Here is a 17,495-nt window from a genome sequence, read left to right on the forward strand (position 1 = left end):
TCGCATTTGCTGCATTTTAAATGACTGATCAGCGGCTGAGATAAATTAGCTCGCCGTCCTGCGGGATCAGCAATTTATCTTTACCAATTTTCAAATCAGCTGCTTTTTGTGCCAGTTTAGCTCTTGTTGTCCGGCAATGATCCAGGGCGTCCATATGCACCGCAATCACCTTTGCTTTTCCACTGTCATTTATCAGCGACATTGTCTGCACGTCGTTCATAAGAATCGGATTTGATTCGTATCCCGGAATAACTGCGCCACGTTTACCGGCAAGCAGTCTGGCCCTATTTTCATCAGAGCAATCAGATTTCATTGTCCCAATTTTGCAAAACGGAAACAGATTACTTAAGGAGGTATGTTTATTACTTGTCCAATTGGTCGATCATGTCTACCAAACGTGGATTGCTGTAATCAGCGACGCCTTTATGTCTGTAAACAATTTTCCCTTTTTTATCAATGATAAGCGTGGTGGGGACCGTTTCATCCATAAGAATAGAAGGAATCTGGCTGGCAGGGATTACTACTTTCAGATCCAACTGATGCTTTTTCATGAAATTATCAGCCTTCTCATAATTGCCATCAACATCGACCATCAGGAATACGACATTGTCATGATTTTTAAATGTTTTATACAATACGTTGATTGAAGGCATTTCCGCAATACAAGGCGGACACCAGGTTGCCCAAAAATTAATGAATATGATCTTCCCTCTCAGTGAGGTCAGGTCAATGATCCGCCCATCGCCATCCTTAAACAGAACATTTGGGGGAAGCGCTGCGTCTTCCGGCTTATGTTGGTCGCCTATTGCAGGCTGGAATAGTCCTATTCTCATCAGGTTCCGGATGGTCCATGCTTTCTTCCGGACTTATGATCATGGCTGCCAGAAATGCTAGCAGCACAACAGAAAATATATTTGATGCGGAAAACCATTTACTTTTCATGGTAATTATTTTAATTTTTTGTCGGGTTGTAAAATGATGCGCAGCAACTTATTCATCACGCTAATCACTCCTGCTCAGTTTGAGGAAACCAAAAGTGCTTAACAAATCTGCAACAACAAAATTACATTTGACAACCCATCGATAAGCCCGTTCCAAGTTGATGTGTGCGTAATTGACAGTACATAGCATGCCATATTTGTATCGCTGAATTCATTTTGTCTCAAATCCCCCTTCTACATGTCAGAAACAAGGGAGGTAAAACAAGAACAGCTGTTGTAACTTTGTGTCCAACAAGGAACAATCTAAACACTTAATTCAATGGCAAAACAGATCTTTATCAATTTAGCAGTGAAAGACCTGGACAAATCAACGGGATTTTACACAAAATTGGGATTTACCAATAATCCGCAGTTTTCAGACGATACCGCCAAATGTATGGTATGGAGCGACTCGATTTATGTGATGCTTCTGACTCACGAAAAATTTTCATCCTTTACTTCAAAACCAATTGCTGACACTAAATCGAGTGTCGCGGGGCTCTTCTCACTATCTGTGGATAGCGTGGATGAAGTTAACAGCATTATGCAGGCCGGACTTGATGCGGGCGGAATAGAACCCAACGAATTAAGGGATTACGGATTCATGCAACAACGTACTATTGAAGATTTTGACGGTCATACCTGGGAAATATTCTTCATGGATATGTCAAAAGTTCCTGCTGAATAATTTACTGTATTAAGCTTTTCGTGGACGCCAGCGTTGAAACTGGTTGTCCTACGTTCTGCTAAATATGATTTTGTAAAAGCATCAAAAGAAAACTTAAACCTGAATTTTATGCAAAAAATAACCCCAAATCTGTGGTTTGATGGCAATGCGCAGGAAGCCGCTGAATTCTACCTGTCGATTTTTGATGACGGGAAAATGATTAGCACTACGTATTATCCTATGTCAGAAGCCGAAGGTCTGGCTGATTTTCAGAAAGACCTGGCAGGCAAGGTTCTAACAGTTGAGTTTGAAGTTTTGGGAATGCGGTTCATTGGAATTAATGCCGGCCCGGAGTTCAAATTCAACGAATCCGTTTCGTTTATGATATCTTGCAAAGACCAAGCCGAAATCGACTACTATTGGGATAAACTTACATCGCAGGGCGGAGAAGAAAGCGTATGCGGGTGGCTTAAAGACAAATATGGATTAAGCTGGCAGGTATGCCCTGAAAACTGGGAGGAACTCACTAAAAAACCAGGAGCATTTAAAAACATGATGGGCATGAAAAAGCTGATTATTGCCGACTTTTAAACGATAAATTGCTTGGTGGCTGAAACAAATTATAAGCTACCCAATAAGTGTAACCACCAACCTTTTGAACCAACCTTCCAAAACCGACCTAAATACTACTTTGAGTCTGATTTTGGAAGGTTGGTTTTAAGTCATTCAGTGAGCAAACCCTGTAACAGCAACGATTTACTTCCCAAACAACGATTAAGCATCAGATGTAAATTTACCTCACTTCAATCTCCCGCCTAAGTGTTGCGAATTCGCGTGAGCGGCCGCTTTTGAACCCTTCGCCACCAGAGCAGAAAACCGGTGATCGCTAACAAACCGGGAGTAAGTCCAATAATTACATAGAGTATCTTCACGGCCAGTCCTCCGAAATTTCCTACATGCAGAGGGAAGAATGTAGCTTCGATCCTTTCCCCTAACGGTTTTTCAGCCAGGCGGCTAATTTTCAGTAACTCGCCGGTCTGCTGATCGAGCCGGACAGAATTGCCGCTGCCCCATAGTTTTAATTGCCCCTTGGTGTAACCCCTCACCTCGAACTTACGCTCAGGTTGTGTCGGCAAGTAAACATAGGTCGGTTCAAGATCCGGCATGGCCGACAGCGCCCGCCGATACAGATGATCTGGCAATACAGAAATATGCGTATTGGGTTTTGTTGGTAAAAGCTCATTCTGCCAGGTTTTAGGTTTAAAAGCAAACATGTTCAGCCAAAAACCTGTGAAGAAGATCACAACATTTAAAAGCAACGACCACACACCCACGATCCGGTGCAGATCGGAGCTAATCGTCCGCCAGTTTTTCCTATTGATCTTCATGCGGAAAGTCAGCACCTTCCAGAACATTTTGCGATATACTATTGCCCCTGTAATGAGTGACAGCAACATGGTTATTCCGAATACAGCAGTTAACGCTGCACCTGGCACACCCAGTTGGAAACTGAAATGAAACTGAAACAACCACTCGATAAAGCTAGGTGTAAATTTACCGGATGGTCCTTCCCGAAGGATAGCACCACTGTACGGATCAAACGAAATGAGACCCAGATCATAGGTAAAAAGGTGCGTATCATTGAAATAGATCCGGAAGTTATAGGCCTGCCCAGGTTCGGCATCCGGATTGACCCAGGCAATGCCATCCAGATTCGGATACCGGCTGGTAATCCTGTCATAACAATTTTGCAAGACCTGATCCGGCACCTTGCTTTTTGAATGCGCAACGTGGAGTAAATCCTGGTTAAAGAAATGATCCAGCTCCGTTCTGAAAACCAGAACCGAGCCACTCAGTCCAAGCAGGATCAAAAATATACCCGTCAGCAAGCCGAGCCAGCTATGCAACCTGAAAAGCTTTCGGCTAAGTGATACTTTTTTCATATATATCCTGAACGAATGTAAATTACCAGAGTTGATAGCTAACTCCTACCCTAACATTGAGCGGATCGCCGAGCCCGGCCAGCGTCACGCCGGAGCGGCTTCCTGTGAAGTAATGCTTGTTGGTCAGGTTGTACGCGTTGAGCTGAAACTGAACCCGGTTACGCTGGTAAGAAAGCGCTGCATCCAATACTGTGTAGGACGGAAAGACAAAGTTCTGATTGGTCAGTAAACCCACCTGGTCGCTCACATAACGAACGCCCGCTGCCAGACCAAATCCTTTAAGCACACCTGTAAACGCATACTTTCCCAAAAAGTTGATCTGATGCTTCGGAGCATTGGCAAAACGGTCTCCCTTTTTACCATAATTGCTTGTGCTTACCAGCACGTGCTCATTGAGCGCATATCCGGTAATTAGACTAAGCGCATTCAGATTACCCGTTACCGAGAACTCTCCTCCACGGCTACGTGTGCCGTCAATCGCTGCCTGCCGGTGCGAGTTTTCCTCTGTGGGAGCAGCCGTGAGAATATTGGCATAATTGATTTGATACAATGACAATGTCGCCGACAGACGGTTCCTGAAAAGATCTGCCTTGGAACCCACTTCGTATTGGGTTGCCTGCCTGGTTGGAAATGGACCGCCTGCGAGCACATTGTTAGAAGTTTGGGGATTGAATGATTTCAGGTAAGTACCATAAATGGACAGATTTTTTAACGGTAAATACACCACACCAACCCTGGGAATCCAGCCCGATGCCTGCAACTCGTCGCCCTGTTTGTTATCGCGGTCGGACAGCGGCGTTTCCTTTCCGTTGTAATTGTCGTAGCGCAGCGAAAGCAGCACGTTCAACTTACTGCCGACACTGACCTGATCCTGAATGTATCCGCCGATCAGGTTGGTAATTCGCTTGTTATCATCCGATTCGTCGGCGGGAACCGAAGCGTCCGGAACACTGCCGGTATAATCAGGGTTGAGAATCAAGATCCTGGTTGAAGGTTTGTATTGGTAGTCATTTTGCGTCCAGCCGAAACGGTTGTAATCCGCGCCCGCAATGATCTGGTGTCCCAGCACACCTGTTTTGGTTGTATAAGTTGCAAAAGCAGTGATTTGCAGGCTAAACCTGTCAGTCAGCCAGTCCTGATATCCGCGGCTGATGCTATCGTTTCTGATCTTTCCCACCGGAATGTGGTCGGTAAAATCCAGCTTATTGCGCACCGCCCGCTCCACAACAGTCAGTTTGAGATTTTCATTAATCTGATGGTCAAAAGTCAGCGTGGCTGATGTGTTATGTGTTTTTCCATAATCTGTCGGGCTCTGGATGGTCAGGTTTTCGGGATAATGGTTGAAATCGAAACTGCCATCCGGCCTGGTGTAAACAAAGCTCCCATTATCGTATTGGTGAACCGACTTTTGGTAAGCGTAATTCAATTCGAGGTTCAACGATGTGCTGTTATTGAAAAGGTAAGTCAGCGACGGAGCCAGGAACAGGTTTTGCTTTTTTTGATAATCCCTGAAACTTTCCGAATGGTCATAACCGGCAATGGTCCGGTACAGAAGCTTTTTCTGATTACCTATTGGTCCGGTAAAATCCAAAGACGCCCGCCCGAACTTCCAGCTGCCCAGGGACAGATCCACGCTGGCGCGTTTTTCCTGTAAAGGTTTTTTGGTAACAAAGTTGACGACACCGCCCGGCGAACCTTCACTGAACAAAGCGCCGGAAGGGCCTCGTAGCAATTCTACGGATTCAACATTGTAGAGCAATGGCTGTTGGCTCCATAAAAACAGGTTTCCCCGTATACCATTATAAAGCAGGAAACTGGCGTCATTGGGAGAATAAGCAGAAAACCCGCGAATTTGAAAGTTACCGTTTCCGTTATTAACCTTCATACCTGTAAAAGAGCCTGCTATCTCATTGAGAGTAAAAGCCTGACGGTCGCGCAGCACCTGGGAAGACACCACCTGAACGGATTGAGGCGTAGAAAGCAGCGGTGTATTGGTACGCGTGGAAGTACTGGAATTTAACACCTGGTAACGGTTTTTGGCAGTACTCACCACCACTTCCTGTAACTCCTGCCTGCTTTCGGAAAGTTGCAGGTTTAGAAAGGAATTTTTGCCTTTTGAGATTTGAAGTTTTTGGGTAAACGCTGTGTAACCCACATTGGAAACCGAGAGGATGTAAGATCCCGGCGTGATCCCAGCCAGGCCGAACCGGCCGTCTGCATCGGTGATTGTCCCAAGGCTTGTGTTTCGCAAGGTGACCGACGCTCCCGTTACAGCTTGCTGCTCAGCATTGACAATACGGCCATTGAGCATACCCTGCGGGGATTGAGCGAAGGAATTGATGCAGATTACAATAAAAAATAGCAGAAAAAGGTATTTGATTTTCATTAGATAACGCAATGAGAAAAGCACCCGGGCTGGTAGCTTGACCGGGCGACAAAGTAATTTGAGATAGAATAATCAGGTGGCCTTGTGAACCAACAGATTCACCGGCTCACAGGCTGGACATAAAAAAATGATGTTTGCTACACACAGGGAGGCGGAACCAGAATCGAAAGCGGGGCCTGATAAGTGGCCAGATGATATGGAAATAGGGGCTGATGAGCCTTTAAAAAATGAACCTGTAAAAACTCAAAAGCTGTGAGCGGAGAAGCAAACAGCTGAAAAACAGGCATGTTTTGAACAAGCTGAGCAGTCTGTTGATCTTCCTTTTCCTGCTGTGCTTTAAGCTTCCTGGCCAGGTAACATTTGCCGTTGCAATTCAGCTGAGGTTTGTCCCGGTTTTCGCAAAGCACCCGGGTGATATATGCCTTGTTGATCTGGTAATACGCCATGGTTCCCCACTGACTAAACGTCGGCAGGATGGTCGTAAAAAGCCATATGTAAACTATAAAACTACGCATCAGATCGGCGGCAAATATAGTAATTCCTGAGATAATACATAAATTGCAACGTTTAAAGCCACATTATGAAAATCAAAAAACTACTTTCTCTAACTTCTTTATTGCTGTTTTGCTCAATTGGATTCGCTCACGAATTTTGGCTGGAACCAGCGAAGTTCTGGCTTAAAATAAACGAAAAAGTTCGCATCGACCTGATGGTTGGCGAGGATTACCAGGGTGATCAGTCGAATGGTCACAAATACAGGATCTTAAAACTGGATCACTACGCAAATGGTATAAGAACGGATATTCGAAACAAGGTTTATGGCGATAGCCTGAGCAGTATCGACATTACATTTCCGACTGAAGGTAGCCAGCTGATCGCGTTCAACAACACCAGCAAATTTATTGAACTTGAAGCCGATATGTTCAATGAGTATCTCCGGACAGAAGGCCTGGACAATGTGGCAAAACTCCGGCTACAAAACAGCGACACCCTGAAAGCCGGGAGAGAGCTCTATCAGCGTTGCGTTAAAACACTGGTGCAGGTGGGCAATAAAACTGACGCCTCCTACGCCCTTAATACTGGAATGCGACTGGAAATTATTCCTTCTAAAAATCCTTACGATCAAAAATCAAAAGGCCCTATTCAATTCAAAGTCCTGTTTGATAATAAACCTTTAAACAACGCTTTGGTACTTGCATGGCATTTGGTGGATGGCAAAACAATACACCAAAAGCTCCGAAGCGACAAAAATGGGCAAGTTGTATTCCCTGTTGATCAAACCGGCAAATGGATGATCAGCACAGTACACATGGTCGCAACGGAAAATCTCAAAGAAGCAGACTGGCAAAGTTATTGGGGCAGCTATACTTTTGGGTTTTACTGATCATTGTGAACATATTTGCAACGAAATGTAGCGAATCTGCTTTCGGCAGCAGACATATTGGTCAGCAGGACATAATCTGGCCTACATACACAACGCGCTGTCAGATAATCGCACTGTGATGTAGCCTGCCACGCCGGCGTTAACAGTTGATTGCTACTTCTTTCTTTGGTATTTCAACTGTACCAATCCTGTTTCAAACGTTTTTACCGAAACGAATTCCAGCATTTGTTCAGGCCTTGTGTCTTTAAAAAGCCTGGTGCCATTTCCCAGTAAAACAGGGACTACAGATATGACCAATTCATCAATTAAGTCATTCTTTAAAAGCTCGTTGATCAGATCCGCGCCACCGTCGCAGTATATGCCTTTGCCTTCCGCAATTTTTAGGTTTTCAACAAGCCGGGCAATGTCCCCGTTATAAAATTGGATGCGTCCTAGCCTGGGCCTTTCCGTACTGGTTACAACGTACACATCTCTTTCGCCGTTATCATAATGGGAAATACCAATTTCCCTTTGCACATATTCAAAAGTTTTGCGCCCAATTATGATGGTATCCACTATTGCTATAAACTCTGCATAGCCATAATCTTCATCTTCTTTTTCTACAAGTTTTAAAAAACTGAGGTCGTCATTGGGCTTGGCAATGTAACCATCCAGGCTTGTGGCAATAAAAAGTGACAATTTTCGCATGTGATTCGTCTTTATGAAAGCTTTCAATGCTGACGGGAGAATCGCTCCATCCACATGATAGTTTCTGCTGATTGATTTTTGAAATATACAAACAGACTCTTTATTAGCGATATGTTTATAAATACATATCGATTTTAAAGAGGAAACCTACCTCTTCTTTTATCAGTTTTTTGCCACGATGGCCTGTGCAAAGCAGTCATTTGACGCTGTCTCCGTTGGTAGAAATTTTCAATGGGACGAAGTAACAATTCCCGGAATATCCTGCAACAATGGCCGCTCGCAGGCTAAGCTCAATCCAGCATTTCAAAATCCACATTATTTTTTAAATCCCTGACTATGAACAAACTTAAAGTTTTTGCACGAAGTCTTACAGGTAGTCTTTTGCTACTTTTCAGTTCGGCATTTTCATCATTCGGCCAAAATACGGCAACACTTTCTATCGCCGGGGAAGTAGCCACATCTTTAGAGCTCAGTGTGCAGGACTTTGCCAACTTTAAACAAATAAGCCATAAAGTGAAAGACCGGGACGGAAAGGAGCATGAATTTTCGGGCGTTGCCCTCATCGAAATCCTGAAAAAAGCCGGCGTTACAACCGGGAGCAAGTTGCGCGGCGAGAATTTGACTAAATATGTGCTTATCACAGCTGCCGATAGTTATGAAGTACTTTATTCACTGGCAGAAATTGATCCTGAGTTCACAGACCAACTGATCCTGATTGCCATACAAAAAGATGGTCAGCAACTTACAAACGGCGAAGGTCCTTTTCGCATCATAACACCAAATGATAAAAAGCCAGCGCGCTGGATCCGTGAGTTACGTTCCATTAAAGTGGCATTCGCCAAAAATTAGCATCTTCGGCAACTCGGCTTTAAGTACCCGCAACATTTCACCAGACTGTTAAACAACGGGTCGGCCAAACTCCGAATCAATACAGAATGGTAAGAAATCTGAACTAGTCACATCAGAATCGTTCACTTGTGTAGGAGGTCCTCATTATTTAAAATTCTTCCGGAACGCATCCGGTGTATGACCTGTCTGGTTTTTAAAATACCGGATGAAGTACGAAGTATCTTCGTAGCCCAGGTGCCAGGCAATATCTTTGATCTGATTGGCGGTAGCAAGCAGGTATCGTTTCGCTTCCAGCAAAATCTGCTCGTTGATCAACTCCGTGGTAGTCTTATTTACAGATGCTTTCGTGATTGCATTCAACTGATAAACCGACAAATGAAGCATGTCGGCATATTGAGATACGCTTTTGATACTGGTGATATTTGTTTCCAATAATCTAAGCAACTCCTCGTAACGCTCCTGAGTATAGCTGTATGAAGCAGGTAAAATCTGGCCCGGGTTTTTACTTTGCCTGACAAGCTCGATAAAAAAAAGATCCATATTAGCCCTGATCGCTTCCATGTACCCTTCCTGTTTCAGACCGAATTCAGTCAGGCTATTAGAAAGGTAGCCAAGTAATTTGCTGAATCTGTCTTTTTCTACCTCACAATGGTTTATACCCGTTGCTTTCTTCCACTGGTATTCTACTGCCGAATTTTTAGGTTGATAGAACGAATGATCAAATTCGATTAAATAGCCTTTGGAGTCTGCTGAGAGTTTCAGCTGATGCACCTGACCAGGGCGCAGGATAAAAACGGCATTGGGCTCAATCTGATACCGGACGAAATCGATTTCATGAAACCCTCTCCCGGTTTCCAGCGCCAGGATGAAATAGAAATCATGCTTATGAAGATCATGGGCCAGATCCTTCCCCTTCGCTACATCGCTGATGCTCCTGATGCTAAACCTGCCAACATTAAATTGTTCTTGATTTGTGTCAGCGAGTTGTCGGATCGGAATCATGTCCATTGTGTATATAAAACCAGGAATTATCGTGAGGGCAAATTTGAATTCAAAATTACAAGAATGTACAGATCATTCATTCCTCCGGGACAAGATAGCGAGATCTCAATCAAAAACGACCTGCGCGATACATGATTCGTCCTGTTGAAAACCGCATCCATATTTTTTGCCCTTGCATTCAAGATATGTCCTATCGAACTGGCCCTGCGTCCTACCGGCCTCTCTGACATTGAAATTACTTTTGTAGCAGACAAGCAGTAAACAAAAACAGTATGACTACAAAAGCCAAATTCATCTCATCTCTTAAAATCTGGATCGTCATCTATCCGTCCATTACGCTCTTCCTGCATTTTTTTGGTGAGCTGCTATCCGGTATGCCTCTGTATCAGAAAACACTGATACTGACAATTTCCCTGGTGCCATGGATCGTATTTATAGGACTCCCATTGCTGAATGCCTTGACAGGATTTATTTTTTCTCAAAAAAAGGTTTAGAAGACACCCAATTAAATTACTAAAATGACAATTTCTAAATTTGATGTGATCATCGTCGGCGGGAATTACGCGGGTCTTGCTGCGGGAATGGCGTTGGGCCGGGCTTTAAAGACGGTTTTGATCATCGACAGCGGATATCCCTGCAACAGACAGACGCCCTATTCTCACAACTTTCTCACGCAAGACGGACAAAGCCCCAGTGAAATATTGGCTTTGGCAAAACAACAGCTGCAAAAGTATCATACCGTTTCGTTTTTCAATGGACTTGCGGACGCTGCCATTAAAAACACCGATGGCTTTGAATTGCAGCTGACATCAGGAGAGAAGTTTAAGGCAAAGAAACTCATTTTTGCAACCGGCATCAGAGATATCATGGCCAATGTTGAAGGTTTTGACGAATGCTGGGGCATAACAGCCCTTCATTGCCCGTATTGCCACGGTTATGAAGTAAAAAACGAAAACACAGGCATTTTGGGTAATGGTGATAGTGCTTATGATCTAGCCAGGCTCATTTCGAATTGGTCTGACAAACTCACCCTGTTTACGAACGGACCTTCGACACTGACAACCACACAAACCATTCAGCTAAAAAAACGCAGTATAGAACTAACAGAAAAGCCGCTTCAAAAGCTCAACCATATTAATGGAAATCTTCAGGACATTGCTTTCGAAGATGGAACAAAAGCCTTCATCAGTGTCATCTATGCACCGGTTCCTTTTTCGCAGCACTGCCACATTCCCGAAAGTCTGGGATGCCAATTAACGGAAGATGGTTATCTCAAAATTGACGCATTTCAGCAGACGACTGTTGAGGGCGTATTTGCCTGCGGCGACAATGTGACACGGATGCGCACTGTCGCAAATGCAGTAGCTATGGGAACAGCCGCAGGCATGGCAGCAAGCAAGAAAATGATTCTGGAAGAGTTCGATTCCCTGTGAGATCAACTGTAATGGCGCTGGTTACACGAGTTTACCACTCTATATCCATTTCATTTATAGCGAGTTAATAAAATAATTACAAATACAAATCAAAAACAAAATGAAAATTATTATTGTAGGTGCAACAGGCACGATGGGTAAACATTTGGTCAGTGCGTTTGAAAGAGAGCATGAAGTTATCAAGGCCGCTTCCAGCGGCGGCGATATCAAAGTTGACATCACCTCGACGGAATCAATTGAAAATCTGTATGTTCAAACGGGATCGTTCGATGCCCTGATTTGCACAGCTGGACCATCATTTGTCGGTCCCTGGCAAAAAATGACAGACAAGGAATTTAGAAAAGGCATTGAGGGGAAATTGATGGGTCAGGTGAATTTAGTGCTCATTGGCCAGCGTTATGTTAAACCAAAAGGATCTTTCACCCTGATTTCCGGCGCATTGACAACAGATCCACAAATTAATTTTGCAAACGCATCCGCTGCCAATGGTGCCATTGAAGCATTTGTAAGGGCAGCCGCTATTGAGCTCGCCGATGGTGTTCGCATTAATGCAGTAAGCCCTTCTGTGATCGAAGATTCTCCACAATATTTCCCTTATTTCCCCGGAGAAGTTCCGACTACAATGAAACAGCTGGAATATGGTTTCCGAAAAGCCGTATTCGGAGCAAACACGGGGCAAGTCATCAAGCCATAAATACGCCTGTATCAAAAATATATTGATCGCCATTCCACCACCAGGACTGCCGCAAGCAGCCTGGTGTTTTTTTGAAACCGATCCCGGCATTCCGATGTGGGTCTCGTTGTACACTCTCCAAATCATAGAGGGTAGAATCGGGATCGGAAGCGAACCACTTTTAACGACGCTTAACTGCCCGTCTGATTCCATTACAATTGCCTCGACTACGGACAAAGATGCAATCTGCTGACTCCTTAAAATTGATCTCACTTCCTGTTCCGTACGCCTTTCTCTTTTTTTAACGCATTATCTGAACCCGGATGACTCATTCGCGCGGCCCGCTCGTGGAAAAGCCAGCATTTGACCAACGATGTGACTGACCGACTACGCTGATTTCCTATGCATGGCGCCAAAAACGATCACACATAAATTCAACCGCCTGCGACTGCCGCAGCCTAATGAAGTGATTAAAAAACCGTATTATCCTGGAAGCAAAATGCTTGTTAGTCCATACTTCGCTAACGGCAAAGGAAATTGCCTAAGAGCTCGGTTATAGTGACCCGGCATATTTCAGCAGGCTGTTTCACACGAAAACGGGTGAATCGCCATCGGGTTTTCGGACCAACTTTTTAGGCTTAAAAATGCTTTGAAAAATTGGTTGGGATCGATATGAAGGGAAAATAGAAATACGTAAAACCCAAACGATTATAGAAAAACCTTCAATTTAATAACTAACCGACCGTTATAGACAACATATTTGCAATCGAAAACCTTAGGATGAAGGCAGTAACCGTACTAGTGATATTAAAATCGCCAATATAACAAGTTACACAGCGAAGCATCAATACCTTCCGTTTACACATCAGGTCATACTCTGATATTTCTGTTGGTAGCTTCCCATACCGGTTAAACGGATTTCGACTTATTTATTCTTCTTTGCTTTCTGAATTGTAAAACAGATCCTGCAATAAATAGAAGAAAAAGTGAGAGTAGCGTCTTAGCAATCAGCGGATCTTGCGGACCATTTGCCAAAGGGTGCCCTACAGGAACACGGGTGAATGTCTCATTCACTGTTGGAAGTAGTGACAAGAAGAAACTGAAAGAAAGAAAAAAGTTTTCAACAAAGCGCGACCGATTGTTCCCTGGTCTTTTTAAATAGAGGAAATAGGCCACCACGATCAGCAATACAATCAGTAGCGCTAGAATGTGGCCAGGATTTAAACCTTTCACGCTTGACAATCCCAAAGCAGTGACCGAAGCGACCAGGTTGCAGTAGAAATAGATTTTCCCAGATAATTTGCCCAGATCAATTTTAGCGTTCTTAATGAATGACACAACTGCTGCAATAATAGCAACAACTCCAATAACGGTATGAAAGATACCTAAATTCGACAATCCCATTTTTTGCTTGTTTTGATTACTATGCAAAGTTGCGTAGCAAGCAGCAGGATTTCTTTGCAGAATAGGCCAATGATTTGGCAATTTCGTCCATCATTCAATGTGCTCTCCATGTAGTTGTTTATTGGATTATGATTGCCCCTCAGCTTTCGTTTCGTTTCAAACGATAATTTGATGGTGCGACTCCATATCTGTCATGAAAACTTTTGGTAAAATTGGCAAGATCATTGAATCCACAATCGAAGGCGATGTCCGTAATGCGCTCATCAGAAACCGAAAGCAGCTGTGCTGCCCTTTCCAGGCGTTTAGATTTGATATAACTCGCGGGAGAATCGTTGTAGAGTTTCCTAAACTCTCTTTTGAATGAGGAAGCACTCAGATTGTTCATTTGTGCCAGATCTTCTACACTAACCGATGAAAAAAGATTCGCTTCTATAATCTGCTTGAAGGTAAATGTTGTTGGTGAGAATAGTTGGGAGAGTATGGTTTGTATGGTATGTGCCTCTTGTGTTTGCGACAGTAAAAGGACTATTTCTTTCAGCTTTAATATTAAAATCTCATCACTGACTAACGATGGATTTTCAAAATAGAACAGCAAGCCTTCAATATACTTCTGGATCAAAAAGTCATTTTTAATTACTCCTCGTTGCTGATTTGTCGTTCGGTTACTTTTTGTAAATACCAGCGGAAGTCCCTTATCATAAATCCTTTTCAAAATGTCCGGATGAAATGTAACAATCACAATTTCACTATTGTCACTGGAACTGATGTCTCTAATTTGGTTACCCGCTTTCAGGCAGTTTAGCAGCAGGGATTGATGGGCAGGAATATTCAAATGATCAGCTCCTGATTGATATTCCATGTCCCCTTTCAACATATATAAGAAACACGCTTGCTCAGCAACCGGAAATGTGAATTCAAAAGACGGCTTTAAGTTCAACCTTTGAATGAAGGTTTCACCAAACAAATCAAATTTTTTATATTCAGTGACCATGGAAACAGTATTACACGAAACAGTAGTGAGGATAAGTTATAAACGCTTGCCAATTCCCCAGCCTTCATTTTCTAAGACAGATATAGAACGAACAAGCACATTGCCACCTTACTGTGAAAAGGCTCTATACGGCTGCAATTACTCTGATACAAGAATTGCCGACGACGAAACAGATACACTTAGGACTTTTGAAATTAAACAGTTTCTTTCTGCTTCTTTTGTGATTGCTTCAAATTCTTGGTGGCTAAGTCCCGGCACATTTCCTGTAATTGAGAGGTGTACGCCAGTGATGCTCGCGCTATCCATGGACACAGTTGCCTGTGTATCCAGCTCAATTGCCACCAAACCTTTTTCTGTGAGCGCATAGCTGACTGCCATTGTAAAGCATCCTGCATGCGCTGCCGCGAGTAGCTCTTCGGGATTGGTTCCTTTTTCGCCTCCGACAAACCGGGTTTTAAAGCTATAATTTGTTTTGTTCAAAATCTCACTCTGGGTAGTCAGCTCTCCTTTGCCTTCTTTTATGCTTCCCGACCAATGCGCTTTTGCTGTACGTTGCATTTTTTATATCTGTTTGATATTGCTGTCGATATTGACAATACAAAGTTGCAACACTCGTGTTGGAGATGCCTTGGAAATCAGGCCAACTATTTGGCAATTTGGGTCATTGTAATGCACGTCATTAAGCAAAATCAGTCGATTTTGTCAACGCTTCCTATTGCTTGCAGGAGGAAGATAGAAGGTCCAAACTGGTAAAATGCTCGGGCGTAAGCATCGCTACCCAAAAGCAAATACAAGGGCGGTTCTGCCACCTCGGCCACTTCAATCATCACCTTGGCTCTTTTGCCGAATCTACGGGAACCGGCTTCATCCGTGGAAATCCATTTATGGTTATTATAATCGTAAATGGTAGTGCTCCCTTTTACCTGACATTTCTGAAAGGGTGAATTAGCTTAGCTATCTGCATTTGGCCTGAAATGTCCGATATTTGGCTCATTAAGATGCCAGGCATATTCTAATTTTACAATCTGAATCAGTTATCCATGTCGCAAACTCAGCAAGTCATTTTTGTTGTACCTCCATATGTACACGTCTTAGATCTGACGGGACCAGTTCAGGTTTTTTACGAAGCTGCTGAGTATGGTGCTCCTTATCAGTTACAGTATTGTTCATTTCAGAATCAGGTAACTAGCTCAGCAGGAATGCCAATGGGTCCTGTAAAGCATTTTACACAGGTAGATCCTCAACCCGGTGATATGATCTTTATTCCTGGTATGGACATGCATTATATACGATCAGAAGAATTTAAAGCAGAGCACGTTTTCTTTGACTGGCTTCGTGCACAGCACCGTCAGGGGGTTATCATTTGCTCTGTTTGTACTGGCGCTTTTACTGTGGCTCAGGTTGGCCTTTTGAATGGCCGGAAATGCACTACGCACTGGAAACGGGTTGATGAAATGCAAACAACTTATCCACAAATTGTAACCCAGCATGACCGGTTATTCGTGAACGATGGCGGGATTTATACCAGCGCCGGGATAACTGCCGGTATAGATATGGCACTGGCAATTCTGGAAGAGCAGCAAGGCCCGCTCTTTGCCTCAAAGATAGCCCGCGAGCTAGTCGTTTACTTACGCCGCGGTCCACACCATTCGCAGAAAAGCGTTTACCTTGATTACCGGAATCACATGAATGTGGCCGTTCACCAGGTGCAGGACTGGCTGATTGCGAATCTAAAAACCAGGTTTACATTAGACGCGCTCGCCGAGATCGCCGGTATGAGTACCCGTAATATGACCCGAACATTTCGAAAGGAGACCGGGATATCCATTCATGACTACACTACGCTACTGCGTCTGGAGCTGGCCCGTACGTTAAGGCATAATCCTGACATGACCATGGAAGCCATTGCACAGAAGTGTGGTTTTCGGGATGCCCGACAGCTACGCCGGATCTGGCAGAAAGACAAACTTAAAAACAACACAGGATCTTTTATTTCACCTTAATTCTATTAGCCCATGAACGTCATTCTTCGTTACCGATTTATTGTATTTGCTGCTTGCTGGCTCGCTGCCGCTTGCAACCCACTTTTGGCAAAGAACATATCCCCGAGAGAAAAACCTACGGCGTATTATTGCAAGCCCTGCGGCAATGGTTGTGATTTGGAACGACATGAAAAGCCCGGCAATTGTCAGCATTGTGGAATGCCTCTTGTCGAAGGCACTCCTGCCCTTTCAGATTCACTGAAGCGAAACGAGAAGCAAGCCAAAAAGCGAAATGTGGCTATATTTATTCACAATGGCGCTGAAATTCTGGATTTTGCCGGGCCTAGTGAAGTCTTCGCTTCCACAGACGGATTTAATGTCTATACCTTTTCGCTATCCAAAGAACCAATCATCAGTCAGGGATTCATTAAAATAACCCCGACCTATAGCCTGACTGATTGTCCCAAGCCTGATATTGTGGTTTTGCCTGGAGGTGATACTGGTCCGTTCATCGAGAATAAGCCGCTGATTGACTGGATAAAAAACGCTGCCACCCATGCGGAAGTCATGTTGTCGGTTTGTACTGGTGCCGGACTGCTGGCCAAAGCGGGACTGCTGGACGGCAAACAAGCGACGACTTTTCATTCTTATATTGAGAAGCTGCAACGGGCAACGCCCAAAGCAAAGATTCTGTCAGGTACCCGCTTTGTAGACAATGGACAGATTATCACGACTGCCGGTGTTTCCGCAGGAATTGATGGTGCCCTACATGTAGTTGCCAAGCTAAAAGGACAGGCCATAGCCACCCAAACAGCTCGTTATATGGAGTATGATAAGTGGAAACCAGAGGAAGGACTGATTGTGAAGCAATCAGATAAGGGCTCGGTCGAGAATAAATAGACATCGCTAACAAATTACCTTCAACCAAGTTCTGCTCTCAACAGAACACGGTTGAAGGTAAAGTTTTTGCGCTTTTTCTCTCTGAGGAAGCAGTCGGATCTTATTGTTTCATATCCTAGCGAACGAAAATATAATCAACACTTTTACCGTCACCTGAGATCACCACTTTTGCCGGTTACCGCTACCGTTATATGCTATTTTTTGGGGAAAGTCA

Annotated in this window: 20 protein-coding genes and 1 pseudogene; 10 read left to right on the forward strand and 11 right to left on the reverse strand. The window is 43.9% G+C overall.

Translation table 11 applies throughout. From position 1 onward, the window contains the following. Positions 1 to 28: 28 nt before the first annotated feature. Both LZG71_RS20090 and LZG71_RS20095 read right to left on the reverse strand, forming a co-directional pair. Positions 29 to 313, reverse strand: a complete 285-nt coding sequence (locus LZG71_RS20090; protein WP_233823374.1) for a hypothetical protein — start codon at positions 311 to 313, stop codon at positions 29 to 31. A gap of 49 nt (positions 314 to 362) precedes the next feature. Then, positions 363 to 833: a TlpA disulfide reductase family protein gene (locus tag LZG71_RS20095; RefSeq protein ID WP_233823376.1), complete on the reverse strand. Its 471-nt coding sequence runs from the start codon at positions 831 to 833 to the stop codon at positions 363 to 365. Between the two features lie 427 nt (positions 834 to 1,260). Between LZG71_RS20095 and LZG71_RS20100 the strand changes: the two genes are divergently transcribed. Both LZG71_RS20100 and LZG71_RS20105 read left to right on the forward strand, forming a co-directional pair. Beyond that, positions 1,261 to 1,668: a VOC family protein gene (locus LZG71_RS20100; protein WP_233823378.1), complete on the forward strand. Its 408-nt coding sequence runs from the start codon at positions 1,261 to 1,263 to the stop codon at positions 1,666 to 1,668. A 108-nt stretch (positions 1,669 to 1,776) separates the two neighbouring features. Continuing rightward, a complete protein-coding gene (locus tag LZG71_RS20105) occupies positions 1,777 to 2,238 on the forward strand; it encodes a VOC family protein (protein WP_233823380.1) in 462 nt (153 codons plus the stop codon). A 224-nt stretch (positions 2,239 to 2,462) separates the two neighbouring features. Here the strand turns inward: LZG71_RS20105 and LZG71_RS20110 are convergent, their stop codons facing one another. The 3 genes from LZG71_RS20110 to LZG71_RS20120 all read right to left on the reverse strand — a co-directional run bounded on the left by LZG71_RS20110 (position 2,463) and on the right by LZG71_RS20120 (position 6,491). Further along, positions 2,463 to 3,590, reverse strand: coding sequence for a PepSY domain-containing protein (locus LZG71_RS20110; RefSeq protein ID WP_233823382.1), 1,128 nt, complete (start codon positions 3,588 to 3,590; stop codon positions 2,463 to 2,465). Positions 3,591 to 3,612: 22 nt separating this feature from the next. Then, positions 3,613 to 5,976: a TonB-dependent receptor gene (locus LZG71_RS20115; protein WP_233823384.1), complete on the reverse strand. Its 2,364-nt coding sequence runs from the start codon at positions 5,974 to 5,976 to the stop codon at positions 3,613 to 3,615. A gap of 137 nt (positions 5,977 to 6,113) precedes the next feature. Next, complete coding sequence (locus tag LZG71_RS20120) at positions 6,114 to 6,491, reverse strand: hypothetical protein (protein WP_233823385.1); 378 nt, start codon at positions 6,489 to 6,491, stop codon at positions 6,114 to 6,116. Between the two features lie 65 nt (positions 6,492 to 6,556). On the opposite strand from LZG71_RS20120, the gene LZG71_RS20125 reads away from it, so the two are divergent. Beyond that, positions 6,557 to 7,360 (forward strand): DUF4198 domain-containing protein, encoded by an 804-nt coding sequence (locus LZG71_RS20125; RefSeq protein WP_233823386.1) that lies wholly within the window; start codon positions 6,557 to 6,559, stop codon positions 7,358 to 7,360. Positions 7,361 to 7,513: 153 nt separating this feature from the next. Here the strand turns inward: LZG71_RS20125 and LZG71_RS20130 are convergent, their stop codons facing one another. Further along, positions 7,514 to 8,047, reverse strand: coding sequence for a dihydrofolate reductase family protein (locus tag LZG71_RS20130; RefSeq protein ID WP_233823388.1), 534 nt, complete (start codon positions 8,045 to 8,047; stop codon positions 7,514 to 7,516). Between the two features lie 336 nt (positions 8,048 to 8,383). Here LZG71_RS20130 and LZG71_RS20135 point away from each other — a divergent pair, with 336 nt between their 5' ends. Further along, positions 8,384 to 8,896 (forward strand): molybdopterin-dependent oxidoreductase, encoded by a 513-nt coding sequence (locus tag LZG71_RS20135; RefSeq protein WP_233823390.1) that lies wholly within the window; start codon positions 8,384 to 8,386, stop codon positions 8,894 to 8,896. Positions 8,897 to 9,040: 144 nt separating this feature from the next. Here LZG71_RS20135 and LZG71_RS20140 read toward each other — a convergent pair whose 3' ends face one another. Further along, on the reverse strand, positions 9,041 to 9,898 hold the full coding sequence (locus LZG71_RS20140; RefSeq protein ID WP_233823392.1) for an AraC family transcriptional regulator: 858 nt from the start codon (positions 9,896 to 9,898) through the stop codon (positions 9,041 to 9,043). A gap of 272 nt (positions 9,899 to 10,170) precedes the next feature. On the opposite strand from LZG71_RS20140, the gene LZG71_RS20145 reads away from it, so the two are divergent. The 3 genes from LZG71_RS20145 to LZG71_RS20155 all read left to right on the forward strand — a co-directional run bounded on the left by LZG71_RS20145 (position 10,171) and on the right by LZG71_RS20155 (position 12,025). Continuing rightward, a complete protein-coding gene (locus LZG71_RS20145) occupies positions 10,171 to 10,392 on the forward strand; it encodes a hypothetical protein (RefSeq protein WP_233823394.1) in 222 nt (73 codons plus the stop codon). 24 nt (positions 10,393 to 10,416) lie between these two features. Continuing rightward, positions 10,417 to 11,331 carry an NAD(P)/FAD-dependent oxidoreductase gene (locus LZG71_RS20150; RefSeq protein WP_233823395.1) on the forward strand — a complete coding sequence of 305 codons (915 nt, stop codon included), beginning with the start codon at positions 10,417 to 10,419 and terminating at the stop codon, positions 11,329 to 11,331. A gap of 100 nt (positions 11,332 to 11,431) precedes the next feature. Beyond that, a complete protein-coding gene (locus LZG71_RS20155; protein ID WP_233823397.1) occupies positions 11,432 to 12,025 on the forward strand; it encodes a short chain dehydrogenase in 594 nt (197 codons plus the stop codon). Positions 12,026 to 12,187: 162 nt separating this feature from the next. Here the strand turns inward: LZG71_RS20155 and LZG71_RS30705 are convergent. Further along, positions 12,188 to 12,292, reverse strand: a pseudogene (locus tag LZG71_RS30705) (YetF domain-containing protein); the annotation flags it as partial. A 293-nt stretch (positions 12,293 to 12,585) separates the two neighbouring features. Here LZG71_RS30705 and LZG71_RS30570 point away from each other — a divergent pair. Continuing rightward, complete coding sequence (locus tag LZG71_RS30570) at positions 12,586 to 12,657, forward strand: hypothetical protein (protein ID WP_304488667.1); 72 nt, start codon at positions 12,586 to 12,588, stop codon at positions 12,655 to 12,657. A gap of 256 nt (positions 12,658 to 12,913) precedes the next feature. Here the strand turns inward: LZG71_RS30570 and LZG71_RS20160 are convergent, their stop codons facing one another. From LZG71_RS20160 to LZG71_RS20170, 3 genes are all read right to left on the reverse strand, one after another. Beyond that, positions 12,914 to 13,408, reverse strand: a complete 495-nt coding sequence (locus tag LZG71_RS20160) for a hypothetical protein (RefSeq protein WP_233823399.1) — start codon at positions 13,406 to 13,408, stop codon at positions 12,914 to 12,916. A 139-nt stretch (positions 13,409 to 13,547) separates the two neighbouring features. Then, a complete protein-coding gene (locus LZG71_RS20165) occupies positions 13,548 to 14,399 on the reverse strand; it encodes a helix-turn-helix domain-containing protein (RefSeq protein ID WP_409013644.1) in 852 nt (283 codons plus the stop codon). Between the two features lie 138 nt (positions 14,400 to 14,537). Then, positions 14,538 to 14,957 (reverse strand): OsmC family peroxiredoxin, encoded by a 420-nt coding sequence (locus tag LZG71_RS20170; RefSeq protein ID WP_233823403.1) that lies wholly within the window; start codon positions 14,955 to 14,957, stop codon positions 14,538 to 14,540. A gap of 482 nt (positions 14,958 to 15,439) precedes the next feature. Between LZG71_RS20170 and LZG71_RS20175 the strand changes: the two genes are divergently transcribed. After that, the gene (locus LZG71_RS20175) at positions 15,440 to 16,402 is read left to right on the forward strand and encodes a GlxA family transcriptional regulator (RefSeq protein WP_233823405.1); all 963 of its coding nucleotides are present in this window, start codon (positions 15,440 to 15,442) and stop codon (positions 16,400 to 16,402) included. Between the two features lie 12 nt (positions 16,403 to 16,414). After that, entirely contained in the window at positions 16,415 to 17,281 is an 867-nt protein-coding gene (locus LZG71_RS20180) for a DJ-1/PfpI family protein (protein ID WP_233823407.1), read from the forward strand. Positions 17,282 to 17,495: the final 214 nt, after the last annotated feature.

It is taken from the genome of Dyadobacter sp. CY312 (assembly GCF_021390535.1).
In the GTDB taxonomy this organism is placed as follows: Bacteria; Bacteroidota; Bacteroidia; order Cytophagales; family Spirosomataceae; genus Dyadobacter.